The sequence below is a fragment of the Halomonas litopenaei genome, from assembly GCF_003045775.1.
Taxonomy (GTDB): domain Bacteria; phylum Pseudomonadota; class Gammaproteobacteria; order Pseudomonadales; family Halomonadaceae; genus Halomonas; species Halomonas litopenaei.
This window is the reverse complement of the sequence record NZ_PXNS01000001.1, coordinates 169,503-186,466: the sequence shown is the minus strand read 5'-3', so window position 1 is coordinate 186,466 and position 16,964 is coordinate 169,503. Positions and strand designations below refer to the sequence as shown.

Here is a 16,964-nt window from a genome sequence, read left to right as displayed (position 1 = left end):
CTGTCAGCCCATGAACTGACCGCCATTGATGTCGATATTGGCACCGGTGATAAAACCGTTGTCCTTGCTGGCCAGGAAATTGACCAGGCGGCCGATCTCTTCCGGCGTGCCGTACCGCTTCATCGGGATGGTCTCGCGAATGGCCTCGCGCACCTTCTCCGGAATCTTCATGATCATGTCGGTGGCGATATAGCCAGGCGAGATGGTGTTGACGGTGATGCCCTTGGTCGCAGTTTCCTGCGCCAGCGCCATGGTCAGACCGTGCATGCCGGCCTTGGCGGCGGAATAGTTCACCTGGCCGAACTGCCCCTTGCGGCCGTTGATGGACGAAATGTTGATGATCCGTCCGTAGCCCTGCTCCAGCATGCTCTCGATCACGCTGCGGCAGGTATTGAAGACGCTGTTGAGGTTGGTGTCGATGACCACGTTCCACTGGTCCGCCGACATCTTCTTCAAGGTGCCATCCTTGGTGATACCGGCACAGTTGACCAGCACTGCGATCGGCCCATGCTGGTCCTCGATCGCCTTGACGCCATTCTGGCAGGCCTCGAAATCGGTCAGATCGATGCCGGCGATGTCGATATTGTCATAGCCATCCGACTTCTGGGTCTCCAGCCAGGTCTTGGCCTTGTCAGGATTGTTGTAACCGGCCACTACCTGATAGCCGGCATCCGCCAGTTCGCGACAGATTGAGCTTCCGATACCACCAGTACCACCGGTGACCCACGCGACGGGCTTTTGCTGAGTCATAGACGACCTCCCTGATTGTCCTTCACGCCGCCGCTTGGCGACGGCACTTGTTGTTGCAAGCATGTATAGCAGTGGATGCTCTGGTGCTGCGCATTCGCGCAACCAGGAACCTCGGGCCCAGAGCGATCGCGGGTGGCCTCCTGCCACTGCGACGCCCAGCCCCACCTGCCTACCTCGGCAGGCCTTCGTCGTGGTACTGCGTCGAATCAACGTCCACAACGACTATCCACCAGGCTAGCGTCTAGCACTGACATTTGCATGACAGCCCCTCCAGTATGGACCACAGCGCCCGAACGGCACGACCCATCACACCCGAAATCGCACAGGGTTGACGCAGCCAGAATTATCCGTATACTACGTCCTCGTTGATGCGGGGTGGAGCAGTCTGGTAGCTCGTCGGGCTCATAACCCGAAGGTCATCGGTTCAAATCCGGTCCCCGCTACCAAATACGAAAACGAGGCAGTCCTTCGGGACTGCCTCGTTTTTTTGTTGGCTGTCCGGTGCTGGCCGAGGCCAGCGCTTCGCCACCAGACGCCGTTGCGGCATCGCTGTACTACGAAGCCCGCCCCCTGATTAAATCTTAATTTTTCTGTGCCAATTCGATATTTTTTGGCGCTTCCGTGTCCCCGGATTAGCCATCCACCCCTCCTTCTTTCGTCGAAGAGCTGACCTCGATCAACCCGAGTCGGTCAAGAATCGACCGTCGCCGCAGCCCTTTACCGCGTCTTGGGCACACCGCTGGCCAGTCATCGATTCCAGGCATGCTCCGGCGTATCGGCAGGCGCCTTGAAGTCGGTGGCCGTCGCCCGCATCTTTAGGGCAATTCACTTTTGACAAGGTTGTGTCCCATGCCCATCGTCGACCCTCGTACAGGCGAACCTCTGAGCAGCGATCCGAGCAGCGAACCCGCCCAGGGTGCCGCCGCGGCGTCCCAGGGGCCGGCCGACAGCGACCTGATCTTCGACGTCGACCGCAGCAACATTCAGCAGGTGCTGGAGCTGTCCATGCGCATCCCGGTGCTGCTGGACTGCTGGGCCCCTTGGTGCGAGCCCTGCAAGAACCTGATGCCGGTGCTGGAAAAGCTGACCCGCGAGTACGCCGGCACCTTCCTGCTGGCCAAGCTCAACATCGACGACAACCAGGACATCGCCGGCCAGCTCGGCGTACGCTCGGTACCCGACGTCAAGTTGATCAGCCAGGGCGGTCTGGTGGACCACTTCCAGGGCGCCTTGCCGGAAAAGGAAATTCGCGAGTGGCTGGGCCGCTACTTCCCGGCCCCGGAAGATGCTCCGGCAAGCCCCGAAGAACAGGCCGAGCAGGCCCTGGCGGCGGGCGACACCGCCACCGCGCTGGAGATCCTGCAGCAGCTGACACAGCAGTACCCCGACCACCTGGCCTACCAGATCCAGATGGCCCGAGTGCTGGTGGCGGAAGGTCGCAATGATGAAGCGCGCGCCCTGCTTGACGCGCTACCTCCGGAAGACCGCGACGGTCCCGAGGCCCGCGGCGTTCGTGCCAGCATCGAGTTCGGCGAAGAAGCGCCCGACGCCGAGACCCTGGCCGCCCTGGAGGGGCGTGACGACAGCGAGGCCAACTATCTGAGGGCGCTGCGCCAGGTGGCCGACGGTGACTATGAACCCGGCCTGGAAGGATTGCTGGCAGTGATGAAGCGCGACCGTGCCTACGGTGACGACCTGGCGCGCAAGACCCTGCTGCGGGTGTTCGACGCACTCGGCGCCGATCATCCGCTGACGGTGAGCTACCGCCGCAAGCTGTTCGCCCTGCTCTACTGAGTGGATCGAGACGTCGAGCGCCTTGCCGCTCATCGCCTGAGCATGAAAACGGGGCCCCTTCGAGGGCCCCGTTTTCGTTGTTGAGGATATTACGCCAGCGCCACTCAGCCGCCCAACACCTGGTCCAGGCGCGCCAGCGCCTCGTCAAGCTGGATGGCCGTGGTGCCGAAATTGAGCCGCGCAAAGCCCGGCCAGCCGAAGTCGGCGCCATCCGACAGCGCGACCCCGGCTCGCTCGAGCAATGCCGAGGCAGGCGATTTTTCGGCCCCCAGGGTCGACTGGCGCAGATCGAGCCAGGCCAGATAGGTCGACTCGGGGGCGCTGAAGCCCACGCCGGGCCAGCCAGCGACACGCTCGACCAGCGTCTGGCGGTGGCCACGCAGTACCGTCAACAACTCCTGGCGCCAGGGCTCGCCGTGGCGATAGGCGGCCTCTGCCGCCACCAGCCCGAGCACATTGGCGTCCGGCATCAATCCCTTGGCGGTATCACGAAAGCGCTTTCTCAGGCCGGCGTCGGGGCAAATCGCGCAGGCGGCGGTCAGCCCAGCCAGATTGAACGTCTTGGAGGGCGCCCACAGGGTGATGATGCGATCAGCCAGCGCCGGGAAGGCGGCGGCCAGGGGCTGGTGGCGCGCTCCTTCGTCGAGCAGCAGGTCGCAGTGCAGCTCGTCTGAGACCACGATCAACCGATGACGCTCGACCAGTTCGGCCAGTCCTTCGAGCTCTTCGCGGCGCCAGGCTCGTCCGGTGGGGTTGTGGGGCTGGCACCACAACAGCAGCCGGGTCCGCTCGGTGATCGCCGCCTCCAGCGCCTCGAGGTCCAGCGTCCAGGGCTCGCCCGGCGCCTGGGGCGGGCGCATGGCTGCCTGCTGGGGCAGGCGCCCGGTGCGCCTGGCCACCTGCAAGAACGGCGGATAGATTGGCGTCACCGTCAGCACCCCATCGCCAGGCTCGGTAAAGGCCAGGCTCGCCAGGTGCAACGCCGGAACCACCCCCGGCAGCCAGTGCTGCCAGCGGGCCTCGATGTCCCAGCCATAGTGGCTGGCACTCCAGTCGATCAGCGTCTGTTCCAGACTTTCCGCCACCAGACCGTAGCCAAAGACGCCATGATCGATGCGCGCCGACAGCGCCTCGACCACCGCCTCGGGCGAGCGGAAGTCCATGTCCGCGACCCACAGCGGCAGGACGTCATCACCGTGGCGGTGCCACTTCTGTGACGGCCAATGTGGCGAACGATCATCACCGCGGGGCTGTCGTCGATCGATCGGCGTGGCAAAATCGGGTTTCATGGTCATCTCCCTGACGATGGCTGGTCGGTTGCCAGGATACCCTGGCCAAGCACTTGAAGGACGCTTCCCCCATGACAAGCACCATGCCGCATCACGGATTCTTCGCCAAGGTATGCCGAGGAATGCCTGCCCTGATCGGCCAGTGGCTGGCGCTTGGACGCGGCGACCCCGATCGCCTGGCGCTGATCCTGGCAGAAACCGCCCGGGTCGCCGGCCTCGGCGACCCGGGAGAGACCCCGGACGGCGCCACACTGGAGCGCTGGGCCGCCGCCGACAACGACGAGATCCCACCCCACTGGGCGGTGCGTACCGCGCTGTTCCTGCTGGTCCAGATGCCTGCGCGGCCGACACCCGGCGATGAGCCCGAGGCCTGCGCCTGGGCCTACTGCTGGCTGCGCAATCGCGCCTTCGACAGCCGCGACGCCGCCGTCGATGCCCTGCCGGAACACCTTCGCCAACCGCTGGCGGCCGCGGTGACCGCCGCCTGGGTCGATCGCCAGGGGCTCAGGCTGGTCTAGGCACCGCACTGAAGCCCTAGCCTCTTCGCCGGGTCGGCCGCTTCGGCCGAAACCCATCCGGCTTGGTCGACAGCCATTCGACGAAGGAACGAATCTCCGGATGTGCCAGCAGCGCCTCGCGGCTGCGATAATGGTCGGCCAGCTCACGCTCGCTCAGCAGCGCGTGAAGATGGCGGTGGCAGCCATGGCACACCCACAGGATCGCCGTCAGGCGCTCGACGCGATCGTGGCGCTTGCGATAGCGCGCCTTGCCGTGCAGCGAACGCGGTATCAGATGATGCTTGGTCAGGGGCGCCCCTCGCGCGCACAGCTCGCAGCGCTCCGGCCTCGGGGGCGGCGACAGCTCGGTCATGGTCATCTCGCTTGAACCTGGTCACCAGATACATACGATAACCCAAGGAACCCCCTCCCCTCATGGACGTCCCCCTTCATTGGCAACTGGCCAAACTGCTTATCTCCGTCGGCGTCGTGCTCGGCCTGTCGGTCATCGCCGAGCGGGTCAGCCCCCGGGTCGCCGGCCTGCTCTCCGGCTACCCGTTGGGCACCGCCATCGCACTGTTCTTCATTGGCCTGGAGCTGTCGCCCCAGTTCGCCAGCGACAGCGCCGTACACACCCTGGCCGGCTTCACCGCGACCCTGGCGCTGGGCGGCGGCTACCTGCTGGCCGCACGCGGTGACGGGCTCAAGGGCGTGGCCCAGGGAACCGCGGGTGGCCTTGCCGCCTGGCTCGCCGCCAGCAGCCTGCTGACCCAGGTCGATTTCAGCCGCCTCGGAGGCACCCTCACCACCCTGGCCGCCATCATCGTCTTCACCTGGCTGTATCGCCGGGTCCCCGACGTCAAGGCCACCCCCAAGGGCGGTTTCTCCTGGCCGGCGCTGGCGCTGCGGGCAGGGCTCGCCGCGGGCATCATCTTCCTGATCACCGGCCTCGCCCATGTGGTGCCGAGCGCCTGGGCCGGGGTCATGGCGGCGTTCCCGGTGACCATGTACCCGTTCCTGGTGATCCTCCACCTGACCCAGGGGGCAGCGCCAGTGGCCACGGTCATCAAGCACTATCCTGCGGGCCTGGGCTCGCTTCTGTGCTACGCCCTGGTGGTGTCACTGACCTACGCAAGCCTCGGCCTGTGGCCAGGCACCCTGCTGGGCTTCGCCGCCGCCACCCTGTGGCTGTTGTCGTGGATGCGCGTGCAGCAGTGGTGGGCAGGCCGCCGAAGTTGAGAGACAAGGGCTGAGCTAAAGGCTGAGCCAAGCGTTGAGCCAAGACGGGCGCGCCGACGCCCGCATCTTGACCTAGCGCTTGCTTGGGATAATCCTGAAACCCTGACATCACCACATCGCCACCACAACAAACGAGAACGCCCTATGCTGACCCGCACCATCGAGCCCGCCTTCTACGACACCGACGCCCTCGGTCACGTCAACAATACCCGCCTGCCGGCCTGGTTCGAGCTGGCACGCAATGACCTCTTCCGCCTGTTCACCCCGGACCTGGACCCGGCCAAGTGGCGGTTGATCATGGCACGCATGGAGATCGACTATCGCGCCGAACTCCACTATGGCCATGACATCGAGGTTCGCACTTACCTGTCACGCCTGGGCAACAGCTCCTTCACCGTGACCCAGGAAGCCCACCAGAAGGGCGAGCTGACCAATCTCGGCCACACCGTGCTGGTGCACTTCGACCACCAGACCAAGAAGGCGGTGCCGATTGAAGGCGAGCTGCGCGAAGCCCTGATGGAGCACCTTCACGAACCGGAGATCGCCTGACCATGACCCCTGCCGTCAAGACGCTGGAAAAGGCCGGCAGACCATTTTCCACCCTCAGCTACGAGCATGACCCGCGCTCGCCGGCCTACGGCGAGGAGGCGGCCGAGGCGCTGGGGCTGGACCCCGCGGCGGTGTTCAAGACCCTGCTGGCAAGCATCGATGGCCAGCGCCTGGTGGTGGCCATCGTGCCGGTATCGCGCAAGCTCGACCTCAAGACCCTGGCCAAGGCGGCCAAGGGTCGCAAGGCCGCCATGGCCGAGGCCGAAGCGGCCGAACGAGCCACCGGCTATGTGGTCGGCGGCATCAGCCCGCTGGGTCAGAAGAAGCGTCTGGCCACCTTTATCGATGACAGCTGTCACGACCACAGCCAGATCCACGTCAGCGGCGGACGCCGCGGCCTGGAAATCACCCTGGCCCCGGACGACCTGATCGCGCTGACCGATGCCCAGGTGGTGGCGCTGGCGAGATAGTCCTTCGAAATAGCGCTTCGAGATAGCGTTTCAAGATAGCGCTTCGAGACAGCCTTTCGAGCTAGCCCTTCGAGACTGCCCCGTTCGCGGTAAAAAGACCGGCCGAACAAGCGTCAAAATGGCAAAAATGCTAGGGTGGAGCCATATCGACACCAGAGGTGCCCATGGCGATCCGCTACACCCTGTGGCTGGACCCGGACGACAAGGTCCGCCATCGCGCCGCCGAGGCCAGCCTGGAAGCCTTCTTCCTCGAGCGCTTCGCCGACTATCCGCACATTCGCTTGTTCGGCGCCGATCCCTACGATTATGATGCCCCGTTCAATCGCCTCTACGACGTGCTGATCGCACGCGGCGCCGAGTTCATCGAGCGCGAGCAGGCCTACGTCCCCACCCCGGAACAGCTCAATCGTGCCTTCTTTCGCGCGGTGGGGCGCTCCACCAAATTCGTAAGAGACAACCCCGATGGTGATCCGTCCTGACACGCCCCCCGATGCCGCCCAGACGGCGATCATCGCCGAGCAGCTCGGTCGCGAGCCCCGCGGCATCGAGGCCCTTGCCGCCACCGACGGCGAAGGCACTCCGCTGGTGCTGCGCATGGCCCCGATCGTCGACGGCAAGCCGTTTCCCACCCTGTTCTGGCTGAGTTCCGAGCTGCTCAAGGTGGAGCTGTCACGGATCGAGGCCGCCGGCGTGATCAAGTCGCTGGAAGCCCGGCTGAAGGAGGATGACGACTTCCGTGCGGCCTACCATGCAAGCCACCAGGACTACATCGCGACCCGCTGGGCGCACATGAGCGCCGGGCAGCGTGCCGAGGTCGAGCGTCTGGGCTATGACAAGGTGCTGCGTGAACGCGGCATCGGCGGCATCGCCAACCACGATCAGGTGCGCTGCCTGCACACCCAGTACGCCCATCACCTGTGCGGCAACAATGTGATCGGCCAGTGGGTCGACGAGCACTACGGCATCATCGATCTATTGCCCTGAGCTGCTCGCAGACAAGCGCTCTCCCCCTTCACGCCGCGACAGGAAGAACGTTCCATGGCCCAGATCTGTGTCTATCTTGGTTCACGCCAGGGCGAAGATCCCCGCTTTCTCGAGGATACCCGCGCCTTCGGCCGGCGCCTGGCCGAACGCGGCCATGGCCTGGTCTACGGTGGCGCCAGTGTCGGCCTGATGGGCGCGCTGGCCGATGCCACCCTGGAGGCCGGAGGCCAGGTCATCGGGGTCATGCCCCACCACCTGGTGGACCGGGAGCTGGCCCACGATGGCCTGACCGAACTGGTTCGTGTCGGCGACATGCACGAGCGCAAGGCCCAGATGGCGGCCAACGCCGACGCCTTCGTGATGCTGCCGGGCGGGATCGGCACCCTGGAGGAATTCTTCGAGACCTGGACCTGGCGCTACTTGGGGCTGCACGCCAAGCCCATCGGCATTCTCGACACCTGCGCCTTCTATCGCCCCTTGCTTACGTTCCTCCACGCTGGGGTGGAGCAGGGCTTTCTCGACACCGCCACGCTCGATACCCTGATCAGTGCAGCCAACCCCGACGCTCTGCTGGAGGCGCTCGAGGCCCGCCTGGACAAGCGCTAGGCTCCTGCGTCCAGGCGGCTTCTCAGCCGCCTCGTCGACCTCTCATTTCATCATGGAGGATGTCCGATGTACGCCATGCAGCAAGACGGCGACCGCCTGATCTGGCGGTCCACCGACGATCTCCCCGCCCCCCAGGCCAGAGAAGTGCATATCGAGGTGGCCTGGGCCGGCGTCAATCGCGCCGACCTGATGCAGCGCGCCGGTCAGTACCCGCCGCCCCCAGGCGCCTCCGAGGTGCTGGGACTGGAAGTCAGCGGTAGCGTGGTGGCGCTCGGCCCCGAGGTCGAAAAGCTCCAGGTTGGGCAGCAAGTGTGCGCGCTGCTCGCCGGTGGCGGCTACGCCGAGAAGGTCTGCGTGGACGAACGCCAGGTGCTGCCGGTGCCCGATGGCCTTGGCCTGCGCGAGGCCGCCGCCCTGCCGGAGGTCTACGCCACCGCCTGGCTGAACCTGTTCATCGAAGGCCAACTCGCCGAAGGCGAACAGGTGCTGCTGCACGCCGCCGCCAGCGGCGTCGGTACCGCCGCGATCCAGCTGTGCCGCGAGTTCGGTCACCCCTGCTTTGTCACCGTGGGCAGCGATGAAAAGCTCAAGCGCTGCCTGTCGCTGGGTGCCAGGGCGGGCTGGAACCGCCACCAGGGCAGTTTCGTCGAGGCGGTCAAGGCATTCGGCGAGGTCAACCTGATCCTCGACCCGGTGGGGGCCAGCTATCTGGCCGACAATCAACGGGTGCTGGCCGCCGATGGACGAATGGTGGTGATCGGGCTGATGGGCGGACGCCACGCCGAGCTCGATATCGGCCGCCTGCTGATGAAGCGCCAGCGCCTGATCGGCTCGACCCTGCGGGCCAGGTCACCGGAAGACAAGGGCAGGATTCTGGGTGAACTCGCTCGCCACGTATGGCCAAGGCTCGAGCGCGGCGAACTCGCTCCGCTGATCGACGCCGACTGGCCCATCGAGGAGGTCGAGGCCGCCCACCAGCACCTCGCCGACAATGCCAACACCGGCAAGCTGCTGCTGCGTGTCGCCGCCGATTGATCTCGCTCCCTGAAGGTTCACACCCGCATACGTTATCCACAGACGGTCAGCCGGACCGGCTGTGGGTAACTGTTCAGGTAGGCAGGCTCCCAACAGCTCCATAGAGAGCGGCGCCACATAGAGCGGCGCCATGGCGAAGCAAAGAGTGCGACAAAGAACGCGAGAAAGAGTGAGCGTCAGCGAGAGTGATAAACAGTGAGCGTCAGCGGCGCGCGCTGAGCTCCTGGGTGCGGGCGAAGGTCAACTGCAGCAGCCGGGCGTCCTCGCCGGCGCGATGGCGCTGGATGCCCCGCTCCTCGATCACCGACTCCTTGATGTCGCTCCACATCGCCATCTGGGTTTCGTCGAGCAACCGCCGCAGCGCTTCCAGGCGGAAGGCGGGAATCATGCCTGCGTGGTGGAACAGCAGCGACATCCAGGTGTTGTCGTACCCCCAGCTATCGCTGTAGGCGATGCCGATATCGTGCAGCTCATCGTTAAGCCAACGGGCGACGTGACGTACCGGATAGCCCTCGCGCTCGAGCCGGGCCCGGGATATCCCGTGCAGCAGCTCGGCCTTGGGATCCCAGTGGGTCCATTCCTCGAGGGGCTGAATCAGAAAGGCGCAGCAGCTGCCGTCCGGCCGCGCCAGGCCGATCTCGATCGGGTAGCTGCCGCGCCCGAATCCAGAGGCTTCGATATCCAGCAGAGTCGGTAACACCACAGGCAGCAAACCTCGTCGTGACAGTCGGCCAAAACGCCTCCCCGACGTCACCCGACAACGAAAACCGTACCCGAGGCCCAAACTACCAGCGGCGGCCAGGGAATCCTGAACCGCCGCTCGTCTCGGCCTCACCGGGACCCGTGCGCGACCCAACCGCCGCGCCTGATACCTCTAGTGTCGCTGTTGGGCTTCCGCTTTGTCCAGCGTGACACCGTCTTGCCTGGCGGACTGCCCCGGAACAGGCTGTCCATTGGCCAGGGCGCTATTGGCCGAACCTGGCGAGGCCTGCCGTGCCAAGGTTTGCCCTGACGAGGCCTGCCCTGACGAGGGCTGTCCTGACGAGGCCTGCCCTGCAGAAGCCAGCACCGCCCAGTAGGCGGCACGCTCTGGATCCACCGGTAGCGACAGCTCACCATCCCGGTAGGCGCGCTCCAGGCGCGCCGCCGCCAACGCATGACCTGCTTCCCCGGCCCGGGCGTACCAGGTCACGGCGTGGTCGTGGCGCGCCGGGTACAGCGCGCAGCCATGTTCGTGGATCTGGCCTGCCTGGTACTGCGCCCTGACGTCCCCGCCATGGGCGGCCTGCAGCACGTAGCGAGCGCCGCGTGCCTTGTCCTGGGGTGCCCGTGACCGGTGAAACAGCATGTGCCCGTACAACGACAGTGCCGCCGGGTGCCCGGCGTCCGCACAGCGTTGAAACAGACGCATGGTCAGCCTCTGGGTTCGCGGCGAGCGGGGCAACCAGCGAGTGTGAAACAACTGCTGGGCCAGACGGTACTCGAGCCGCGTCTTCAGTGACGATGCCTGCTGCATGGCAACAACCTTGAGTCCAAAGGATGGAAGTCGGACCGGACACCTCCTGTGTCGCGGGCGATCTCCTGTTGAATCGACGGTGCCACGGACTCCTCCGCGGCAACGGGGTGGCAAGCATACGCCTGGCCCGATACGGACTCAACCCCCGGGATTTGGCGACCCCTATCGGCCAAAGGTACCATCTCGATGCTTTGCAGCAAAAACGGTCCGGCGGCGGCGCTGCGCCCCCCCTGACAAAGGCCTACCACAAGGAGTCCCCATGCAGATCCGTCCCCTTGGCAACACCGGCATCGACGTCAGTCGCCTGTGCCTTGGAACCATGACCTTCGGCGAGCAGAACACCGAGGCCGAGGCCCATGCCCAGCTCGACCGCGCGGTGGCCTTCGGCGTCAACTTCATCGACGCCGCCGAGATGTACCCGGTGCCACCCAAGGCCGAAACCCAGGGACTGACCGAGAGCTATGTAGGCTCCTGGCTCAAGGGCCGCCAAAGCCGCGACGACGTGGTCATCGCCACCAAGGCTGCCGGCCCCGGTATCAAGCACATCCGCGGCGGACCTCGCCTGACTCGCGCCCATCTTCATGAGGCCATCGACGCAAGCCTTGCACGCCTGAACACCGACTACGTCGATCTCTACCAGCTGCACTGGCCGGACCGTTCGACCAACTTCTTCGGTCGCCTGGGCTATACCCACGACGAGGACGAGCAGGCCACCGATCTGGAAGAGACACTGTCGGCCCTCAAGGAACTGGTCGATGCCGGCAAGGTACGCGCCGTGGGTCTGTCCAACGAGACACCCTGGGGCGTGATGCGCTGCCTGCAACTGGCCGAGTCCCTGGGCCTGCCGCGGGTCGCCTCGATACAGAACCCCTACAACCTGCTCAACCGGACCTTCGAGGTGGGGCTGGCAGAGATCGCTCACCGCGAACAGGTGGGACTGCTGGCCTACTCGCCGCTGGCCTTCGGTGTGCTGTCGGGCAAGTATCTGGACGGCGCCCGTCCGCCTGGCGCCCGCCTGACCCTGTGGGACCGCTTCAGCCGCTACAGCTCCGATCAAGCGATCGATGCTACCCGGGCCTACGTCGAACTGGCCCGCGAGCACGCCCTGGACCCGGCCCAGATGGCGCTGGCCTACGTCAACTCGCGCTCCTTCCTGACCAGCAACATCATCGGCGCGACCACCATGGAGCAGCTCGAGAGCAACCTCGCCTCGGAGTCCCTGGTGCTGGCCGACGAAGTCATCGAAGGCATCGAGGCCATCCATCACAGGCTGCCCAACCCCAGCCCCTGAAGCGGCCTCGCCCCCTCGGCCTCAAGCAAAGAACAACGCCTGCCCTTGCCGGCAGGCATGCCCTCTTTACTATGGCGTCCATAGCCTCGCCCTCGTCCCGAGCGGCGGCGGGGCTTGGTACAATGACGGCCACTTGCCAATTTTCCCTACCTGACATCAGGAGCACGCCCATGCTCAGCGTGATCTCTCCGGCCAAGACGCTGGACTTCGAGACCCCGGCCACCACCGATATCCACAGCGAGCCCGACTACCTCGACCGCTCCCGCGAGCTGATCGACATCCTGCGCGACTACAGCCCGGCCCGCATCTCGGAGCTGATGGGCGTCAGCGACAAGATCGCCGGACTCAACGCGGCGCGCTTCGGTCAGTGGCAGACCCCGTTCACTCCGGACAACGCCAAGGTCGCCGCCCAGGCCTTCCAGGGCGACGTCTACGTCGGCCTGCAGGCCGACGCCTTCGATGAAGCCGACAACCGCTTCGCCCAGGACCATCTGCGCATCCTGTCGGGACTCTATGGCCTGCTGCGTCCGCTGGATCTGATCCAGCCCTATCGCCTGGAAATGGGCACCCGTCTGGAAAACGCCAAGGGCAAGGACCTCTACGCCTTCTGGAAGCCGCTGCTGACCGAGGAGCTCGACCGGGCGGTGGCACAGAGCGGAACACCTGTGCTGGTCAACCTGGCCTCCAACGAGTACTTCAAGGCCATCGATGCCAGAAAGCTCAAGGCCGAAGTGGTCACCCCGGTGTTCAAGGACTGGAAGAACGATCGCTACAAGATCATCAGCTTCTACGCCAAGAAGGCCCGGGGCCTGATGGCCGCCTGGATGATCCAGCAACGCCTGGACGACAAGGAAGGGCTCAAGGACTTCGACGTGGCCGGGTACCGCTTCAACGCCGCCGAGTCCGAGGGTGGCACCCTGGTGTTCACCCGCGACAACCCCGCCTGAGTCGCGCCGCCGCTACGCCGGTAGCGTCTCGCCTGAGCGCCGCAGACGGTGCACGGTGCCACCTTTCAGCGATCATGAAGGAGTGGCTTTATTGACTGGCTTGGCTGGCGCGCCAGCTGTGATCCTCAGGGCGCCAGCCGCAGCGGCCGGGACGCCCTGGGGCGCAGCAGTTCACGATGCACCTCGCGAAAGGTCGCGTCGTCACAGCGTTCCAGCCATTCGTAGGCCACCATGTCGGCGCTGACTTGCCAGGCGCCGGCCTGTCTTGCGCGCTCGCCGGCAAGTCTCGCTTCATCGCTGCGGCGACTGACGCAGCCTTCGACCAGCCAGAACAGCTCGACACCCCGTTCCAGCAGGCCAAGTGCCGTCTGCAGCACACAGATATGGGCTTCGGCCCCGGCAATCACGACCTGACGCGGCGCAGCCGCCTCGAAGGCCTGTGCAATATCGCGCTCCCGGCAGGCGTTGAAGTGACTCTTGGTGAACCAGCGGGTGCTCTGTGGCAGGGCACATTTCAGTCGCGGCTCGGTCGCCCCGAGCCCCTGAGGATACTGCTCGGTCACCCACACAGGCACCTCCAGGCGCTCTGCCACGGCCGCCAGCCAGCCGATCTCGGTGATCGCCTGATCCCCTCTTTCCACCACCGGCATCAATGCCGTCTGCACGTCGACCACCAGCAGCAGACTGTCACTACGTTCGATCAGCATGGGGTCTCCTCGACTTTTCGTTGTACACGGCTTCCCGCGGCGCCCGTTATCGCTAGAATGGACGAGCGACGTGCCTCTGACCACCAGGGTCAAAGGCCCAGACTGGCCAATGCAGGCCGAACTACGGAGATGTCTTCGATGCGTCACCTTCTCGTGATGATCCTTGTCGGCGTGATGGGCTTCGGCCTTGCCGTCGACAGCGCCGACGCCCGCCGCCTGGGTGGCGGCAAGAGTGTTGGTTCCTACTCGCGCCAGGCCAGCCCCAGTGCGACCCAGTCACAGAACACCGCTCGTCCCAACGCCGCCCCGACCGCCGGCAAGAAGAGCGGCCTGATGGGCGGTATGCTCGGCGGTCTGCTGGCCGGCAGCCTGCTCGGCGCGCTGTTCTTCGGCGGCGCCTTCGATGGCCTCGGCATGGTCGACCTGCTGCTGATGGCAGGCGCGGCCTTCCTGCTGTTCAAGCTGCTGGCACGGCGGCGCACGGCCACCGCATCGGCGGGAGGCGGTTCATCCGGCATGCACCGTGAACAGCACCAGAGCTCACCGTTCAACATGCCAGGCTCCGCGGGAGGTCTCGGTGCCCACAGCGCAGGCACTCAGACCGGAGGGCCTCAGGGAGACCCCGCCTGGTTCGACCGTGAACGCTTCCTCGGCGGCGCCAAGGAGCACTTCATGACCCTTCAGCGGGCCTGGGACAACAACGACCTGCCGCGCATCCAGGAGTACGTGACGCCGGAACTCTACAACCTGCTGCGCGAACAGCGGGCCCAGGAGCCGGCCAACAACCAGACCGAAATCGTGCGCCTGTTTGCGGAGCTCGGCGGCGTTCAGGAGTTCGCCAACCAGGCCGAGGCGCGGGTGCTGTTCCACGGCGTGCTCAAGGAAAACGGCAGCGAAACCGAGTTCAACGAGACCTGGCACCTGATCCGCGAAATGCGTGACGATGCCCCCTGGTACATCCAGGGCATCGAGCAGAACGGCTGATCATCGTCGCTGCCTGCCGCCCTCAGCGGCGGGCAGTGATGGCCACCCAGCCCACAGATAGGCAACGCAAAAAGGCCGAGATCCAGGATCTCGGCCTTTTTGTGTTTCTGACGGGCTCAAGGGCCGGTGGGTGCGTCTGAAGGCGCCATGAAGGCGCCAAGCCTGAAGAAACCGAGCCTGTAGAACCGACGCCCGGCGCAAAAGCCCCGACCAGAAGGTTCGACTTACTGGGCCGCCTCGTCGGTCGCCTGCTCGACCTCGTCACCGGCTTCCTCGACCGCCTGACCCGCGCTCTCGGCAGCCGCATCGGCCCCCTGTTCGGCGTCACCGGCCATATCGCTCAGGGCATTCTGGGCGTCCTCTGCCAGATTGCTCATGCCCTCCATGGCCTCGTTGGCCTGCTCTTGCACGGCATCGACAGCATCACCCAGCGCTTCCTGAGCGTCGTCGACCAGGTTGGAGGCTCCTGCGGCAGCCTCGTCGGCCTGCTGTTCGGCATCGGCAGCGGTTTCGTCCATCGCCTGCTCGGCGTCCTCGGCCTGCTGCTCGGCATCGGCGGCGGCTTCATCCATCGCCTGTTCAGCGTCGGCAGCAGTTTCATCCATCGCCTGCTCCGCCTCTTCGGCCTGCTGTTCGGCATCGGCAGCGGCTTCATCCATCGCCTGCTCAGCGTCGTCGGCGGTCTCGCTCATCGCCTCTCCGGCGTCCTCGGCCTGCTGCTCCGCTTCGGCGGCGGCTTCATCCATCGCCTGCTCGGCATCGTCGGCGGTCTCGCTCATCGCCTCTCCGGCGTCCTCGGCCAACTGCTCCGCTTCGGCGGCGGTCTCCTGCGCCTGCTCTTCCACCGCTTCGCGTGCATCGTCCACCTGAGCGCCAGCGTCTTCGGCCGCGTCGTCCTCGCAACCCGCCAGTACCAGCATCATGGACGCCACAGCGCTGGCCAGGGCCAGACGACGAAACATTCCTTGCTTCATGAAGCACCTCCAGGAGAAAAATTTGTAACTTCCCCGTTTACATTAGAGTGACAATCGCGACTTGGCTAGTACCGACGGCATCAATGATGCCATGCAAGTGCCGGCCCGGACCCAGCGCAGCAGCGCCGACGACGTCCGGGAGCGATGCTTATCACCATGTGACAAGGTGTTGTCGAGAGACGGAACTACTTGAGTGGCACTCTGGCATTCAGAGGCTGCAGCGGCCGGTTATTGGCGTCCCCGATCGCAGCAGAGAACGACTCGACCTGATCAGATGAAATATCCTGCGTGCTCTGCATGATCACCCAGCGGACGCCTTCGGAGCAGGGTGGAGTGGTCAAGGAACCGTTCAGGCGATAGTAGTCATGCTGGGCCGGCAACATCTGCGTGAAGTTCACGGTATCGGTTACGTCGGCACGTTCACCGGCGGTATCTGGCAGGCTATCGGCAAGCGAGCGCAATGCTGCATTTTCCTCGCCTTCCTCGAACAGCACCGTGACTACCGCCAGGTTGCCGTCCTTGTCGCTGTGCACCAGATGCGCTTCCAGCGGGAACCGGCGTCCGTCTACCGTGTGCTCGGAAGGCGCGTGAAAGTGCATCTGCTGCAGGATGAAGAGATCCCCATCAAGCGTCAGCGTGTTGCCCTCGGGGGAGGCTACCTGCACCGTGTGGCCATTGTTGAAGACCCTGGTCCCGGTGGTCGCGTAGTCAAGTTGTAGCGGTGGAAGTTCGGCATCGATAGCGCCATCGATATCGACGGGCGACTGGTTGCGACCCAGGCCACACATACTGAAGTCGTCGTCGATGTCAGCCCAGTAGGCAGGTCCCGTGTCTCCCGTGTAGGACCAGTGTGACGTTTCGGGCGCGGCGGCCATCACTGCCTGGGACATCAGCAGGCCGCTCAGTGCCGCCGCGATCTTGATCCGCTTGATCATGAAACAACTCCGTTGCACACAGAAAAGGCCTGCCCCTGGGGACAGACCTCTTATCCTGATACTCCTCAGCGGCGAAGACAGGCGACATCACCGACCCACAAGGTCAGTGTGAGCAGACCCGTCCTTCACGCTGCCTCTCTCGGCATAGCGCCGCTGACGGTGACGCCTGTCACATCAGTTGGTGGCTTCCTCGGCCGACTCTTCCATCTCTTCGCCCATGTCTTCCATGGACTCACCGGCATCCTCGACCGCCTGATCCATTTCCTCGCCGGCCTGCTCGGCAGGGCCTTCCTCTTCGCAGGCGGCCAGACCACCCGCCATCATCGCGATCACGAAAGCCATTCCGAAACGACGCATCATGCTGTTTTTCATAACATCTCCTTGTCTAAGACGTTGG

The 16,964-nt window shown here is 65.0% G+C and carries 20 protein-coding genes, 1 tRNA gene and 1 pseudogene; 13 read left to right on the top strand and 9 right to left on the bottom strand.

All coding sequences use genetic code 11. The annotated features are described in order from the left end of the window. Positions 1-3: 3 nt before the first annotated feature. The gene (gene phbB / locus C6W88_RS00910; RefSeq protein ID WP_045991345.1) at positions 4-750 is read right to left on the bottom strand and encodes an acetoacetyl-CoA reductase; all 747 of its coding nucleotides are present in this window, start codon (positions 748-750) and stop codon (positions 4-6) included. A 369-nt stretch (positions 751-1,119) separates the two neighbouring features. Here phbB and C6W88_RS00905 point away from each other — a divergent pair. Beyond that, positions 1,120-1,196, top strand: a tRNA-Met gene (locus tag C6W88_RS00905). Positions 1,197-1,599: 403 nt separating this feature from the next. Next, on the top strand, positions 1,600-2,544 hold the full coding sequence (locus C6W88_RS00900) for a thioredoxin family protein (protein WP_045991346.1): 945 nt from the start codon (positions 1,600-1,602) through the stop codon (positions 2,542-2,544). Positions 2,545-2,648: 104 nt separating this feature from the next. Here C6W88_RS00900 and C6W88_RS00895 read toward each other — a convergent pair whose 3' ends face one another. Then, positions 2,649-3,833 carry a MalY/PatB family protein gene (locus C6W88_RS00895; protein WP_108131197.1) on the bottom strand — a complete coding sequence of 395 codons (1,185 nt, stop codon included), beginning with the start codon at positions 3,831-3,833 and terminating at the stop codon, positions 2,649-2,651. An 83-nt stretch (positions 3,834-3,916) separates the two neighbouring features. Between C6W88_RS00895 and C6W88_RS00890 the strand changes: the two genes are divergently transcribed. Beyond that, positions 3,917-4,351, top strand: a complete 435-nt coding sequence (locus tag C6W88_RS00890; protein WP_045991372.1) for a hypothetical protein — start codon at positions 3,917-3,919, stop codon at positions 4,349-4,351. A gap of 16 nt (positions 4,352-4,367) precedes the next feature. Here C6W88_RS00890 and C6W88_RS00885 read toward each other — a convergent pair whose 3' ends face one another. Further along, a complete protein-coding gene (locus C6W88_RS00885) occupies positions 4,368-4,703 on the bottom strand; it encodes a hypothetical protein (protein WP_045991373.1) in 336 nt (111 codons plus the stop codon). 62 nt (positions 4,704-4,765) lie between these two features. Here C6W88_RS00885 and C6W88_RS00880 point away from each other — a divergent pair, with 62 nt between their 5' ends. The 7 genes from C6W88_RS00880 to C6W88_RS00850 all read left to right on the top strand — a co-directional run bounded on the left by C6W88_RS00880 (position 4,766) and on the right by C6W88_RS00850 (position 9,213). Next, the gene (locus C6W88_RS00880; protein ID WP_108131196.1) at positions 4,766-5,569 is read left to right on the top strand and encodes a hypothetical protein; all 804 of its coding nucleotides are present in this window, start codon (positions 4,766-4,768) and stop codon (positions 5,567-5,569) included. 144 nt (positions 5,570-5,713) lie between these two features. Continuing rightward, positions 5,714-6,118: an acyl-CoA thioesterase gene (locus tag C6W88_RS00875; protein ID WP_045991349.1), complete on the top strand. Its 405-nt coding sequence runs from the start codon at positions 5,714-5,716 to the stop codon at positions 6,116-6,118. Between the two features lie 2 nt (positions 6,119-6,120). Then, entirely contained in the window at positions 6,121-6,588 is a 468-nt protein-coding gene (gene ybaK / locus C6W88_RS00870) for a Cys-tRNA(Pro) deacylase (protein WP_045991350.1), read from the top strand. A gap of 164 nt (positions 6,589-6,752) precedes the next feature. Next, positions 6,753-7,067 (top strand): hypothetical protein, encoded by a 315-nt coding sequence (locus tag C6W88_RS00865; protein WP_045991351.1) that lies wholly within the window; start codon positions 6,753-6,755, stop codon positions 7,065-7,067. Continuing rightward, positions 7,051-7,572, top strand: coding sequence for a DUF501 domain-containing protein (locus tag C6W88_RS00860; RefSeq protein ID WP_108131195.1), 522 nt, complete (start codon positions 7,051-7,053; stop codon positions 7,570-7,572). The genes C6W88_RS00865 and C6W88_RS00860 overlap by 17 nt, the downstream gene beginning before the upstream one ends. 54 nt (positions 7,573-7,626) lie before the next feature. After that, positions 7,627-8,178 (top strand): LOG family protein, encoded by a 552-nt coding sequence (locus tag C6W88_RS00855; protein ID WP_108131194.1) that lies wholly within the window; start codon positions 7,627-7,629, stop codon positions 8,176-8,178. A gap of 66 nt (positions 8,179-8,244) precedes the next feature. Beyond that, positions 8,245-9,213, top strand: coding sequence for an NAD(P)H-quinone oxidoreductase (locus C6W88_RS00850; RefSeq protein ID WP_108131193.1), 969 nt, complete (start codon positions 8,245-8,247; stop codon positions 9,211-9,213). A 202-nt stretch (positions 9,214-9,415) separates the two neighbouring features. Here C6W88_RS00850 and C6W88_RS00845 read toward each other — a convergent pair whose 3' ends face one another. Together C6W88_RS00845 and C6W88_RS00840 are read right to left on the bottom strand one after the other, a co-directional pair. Next, positions 9,416-9,922, bottom strand: a complete 507-nt coding sequence (locus C6W88_RS00845; RefSeq protein ID WP_108131597.1) for a hypothetical protein — start codon at positions 9,920-9,922, stop codon at positions 9,416-9,418. Between the two features lie 351 nt (positions 9,923-10,273). Continuing rightward, positions 10,274-10,729 (bottom strand): annotated as a pseudogene (locus C6W88_RS00840) (tetratricopeptide repeat protein); the annotation flags it as partial. Between the two features lie 259 nt (positions 10,730-10,988). Here C6W88_RS00840 and C6W88_RS00835 point away from each other — a divergent pair. Beyond that, positions 10,989-12,020, top strand: a complete 1,032-nt coding sequence (locus C6W88_RS00835) for an NADP(H)-dependent aldo-keto reductase (RefSeq protein WP_108131192.1) — start codon at positions 10,989-10,991, stop codon at positions 12,018-12,020. Between the two features lie 170 nt (positions 12,021-12,190). After that, on the top strand, positions 12,191-12,967 hold the full coding sequence (gene yaaA, locus C6W88_RS00830) for a peroxide stress protein YaaA (protein WP_045991356.1): 777 nt from the start codon (positions 12,191-12,193) through the stop codon (positions 12,965-12,967). A 125-nt stretch (positions 12,968-13,092) separates the two neighbouring features. Here yaaA and C6W88_RS00825 read toward each other — a convergent pair whose 3' ends face one another. Continuing rightward, positions 13,093-13,674 (bottom strand): isochorismatase family protein, encoded by a 582-nt coding sequence (locus C6W88_RS00825; protein WP_045991357.1) that lies wholly within the window; start codon positions 13,672-13,674, stop codon positions 13,093-13,095. A gap of 138 nt (positions 13,675-13,812) precedes the next feature. On the opposite strand from C6W88_RS00825, the gene C6W88_RS00820 reads away from it, so the two are divergent. After that, a complete protein-coding gene (locus C6W88_RS00820) occupies positions 13,813-14,658 on the top strand; it encodes a Tim44 domain-containing protein (RefSeq protein ID WP_045991358.1) in 846 nt (281 codons plus the stop codon). Positions 14,659-14,882: 224 nt separating this feature from the next. Here C6W88_RS00820 and C6W88_RS00815 read toward each other — a convergent pair whose 3' ends face one another. The 3 genes from C6W88_RS00815 to C6W88_RS00805 form a co-directional block, all read right to left on the bottom strand. Continuing rightward, positions 14,883-15,632: a hypothetical protein gene (locus C6W88_RS00815; RefSeq protein WP_146164619.1), complete on the bottom strand. Its 750-nt coding sequence runs from the start codon at positions 15,630-15,632 to the stop codon at positions 14,883-14,885. 185 nt (positions 15,633-15,817) lie between these two features. Continuing rightward, positions 15,818-16,567, bottom strand: a complete 750-nt coding sequence (locus C6W88_RS00810; protein WP_108131190.1) for a carbonic anhydrase — start codon at positions 16,565-16,567, stop codon at positions 15,818-15,820. Positions 16,568-16,741: 174 nt separating this feature from the next. Beyond that, entirely contained in the window at positions 16,742-16,939 is a 198-nt protein-coding gene (locus C6W88_RS00805) for a hypothetical protein (RefSeq protein WP_045991360.1), read from the bottom strand. Positions 16,940-16,964: the final 25 nt, after the last annotated feature.

Excerpts from the sequence above, each read along its gene's own strand:
- phbB (WP_045991345.1), bottom strand. The coding sequence starts at position 750 with ATGACTCAGCAAAAGCCCGTCGCGTGGGTCACCGGTGGTACTGGTGGT.
- C6W88_RS00900 (WP_045991346.1), top strand. The coding sequence starts at position 1,600 with ATGCCCATCGTCGACCCTCGTACAGGCGAACCTCTGAGCAGCGATCCG.
- C6W88_RS00895 (WP_108131197.1), bottom strand. The coding sequence starts at position 3,833 with ATGAAACCCGATTTTGCCACGCCGATCGATCGACGACAGCCCCGCGGT.
- C6W88_RS00890 (WP_045991372.1), top strand. The coding sequence starts at position 3,917 with ATGCCGCATCACGGATTCTTCGCCAAGGTATGCCGAGGAATGCCTGCC.
- C6W88_RS00885 (WP_045991373.1), bottom strand. The coding sequence starts at position 4,703 with ATGACCGAGCTGTCGCCGCCCCCGAGGCCGGAGCGCTGCGAGCTGTGC.
- C6W88_RS00880 (WP_108131196.1), top strand. The coding sequence starts at position 4,766 with ATGGACGTCCCCCTTCATTGGCAACTGGCCAAACTGCTTATCTCCGTC.
- C6W88_RS00875 (WP_045991349.1), top strand. The coding sequence starts at position 5,714 with ATGCTGACCCGCACCATCGAGCCCGCCTTCTACGACACCGACGCCCTC.
- ybaK (WP_045991350.1), top strand. The coding sequence starts at position 6,121 with ATGACCCCTGCCGTCAAGACGCTGGAAAAGGCCGGCAGACCATTTTCC.
- C6W88_RS00865 (WP_045991351.1), top strand. The coding sequence starts at position 6,753 with ATGGCGATCCGCTACACCCTGTGGCTGGACCCGGACGACAAGGTCCGC.
- C6W88_RS00860 (WP_108131195.1), top strand. The coding sequence starts at position 7,051 with ATGGTGATCCGTCCTGACACGCCCCCCGATGCCGCCCAGACGGCGATC.
- C6W88_RS00855 (WP_108131194.1), top strand. The coding sequence starts at position 7,627 with ATGGCCCAGATCTGTGTCTATCTTGGTTCACGCCAGGGCGAAGATCCC.
- C6W88_RS00850 (WP_108131193.1), top strand. The coding sequence starts at position 8,245 with ATGTACGCCATGCAGCAAGACGGCGACCGCCTGATCTGGCGGTCCACC.
- C6W88_RS00835 (WP_108131192.1), top strand. The coding sequence starts at position 10,989 with ATGCAGATCCGTCCCCTTGGCAACACCGGCATCGACGTCAGTCGCCTG.
- yaaA (WP_045991356.1), top strand. The coding sequence starts at position 12,191 with ATGCTCAGCGTGATCTCTCCGGCCAAGACGCTGGACTTCGAGACCCCG.
- C6W88_RS00825 (WP_045991357.1), bottom strand. The coding sequence starts at position 13,674 with ATGCTGATCGAACGTAGTGACAGTCTGCTGCTGGTGGTCGACGTGCAG.
- C6W88_RS00820 (WP_045991358.1), top strand. The coding sequence starts at position 13,813 with ATGCGTCACCTTCTCGTGATGATCCTTGTCGGCGTGATGGGCTTCGGC.
- C6W88_RS00815 (WP_146164619.1), bottom strand. The coding sequence starts at position 15,632 with ATGAAGCAAGGAATGTTTCGTCGTCTGGCCCTGGCCAGCGCTGTGGCG.
- C6W88_RS00810 (WP_108131190.1), bottom strand. The coding sequence starts at position 16,567 with ATGATCAAGCGGATCAAGATCGCGGCGGCACTGAGCGGCCTGCTGATG.
- C6W88_RS00805 (WP_045991360.1), bottom strand. The coding sequence starts at position 16,939 with ATGAAAAACAGCATGATGCGTCGTTTCGGAATGGCTTTCGTGATCGCG.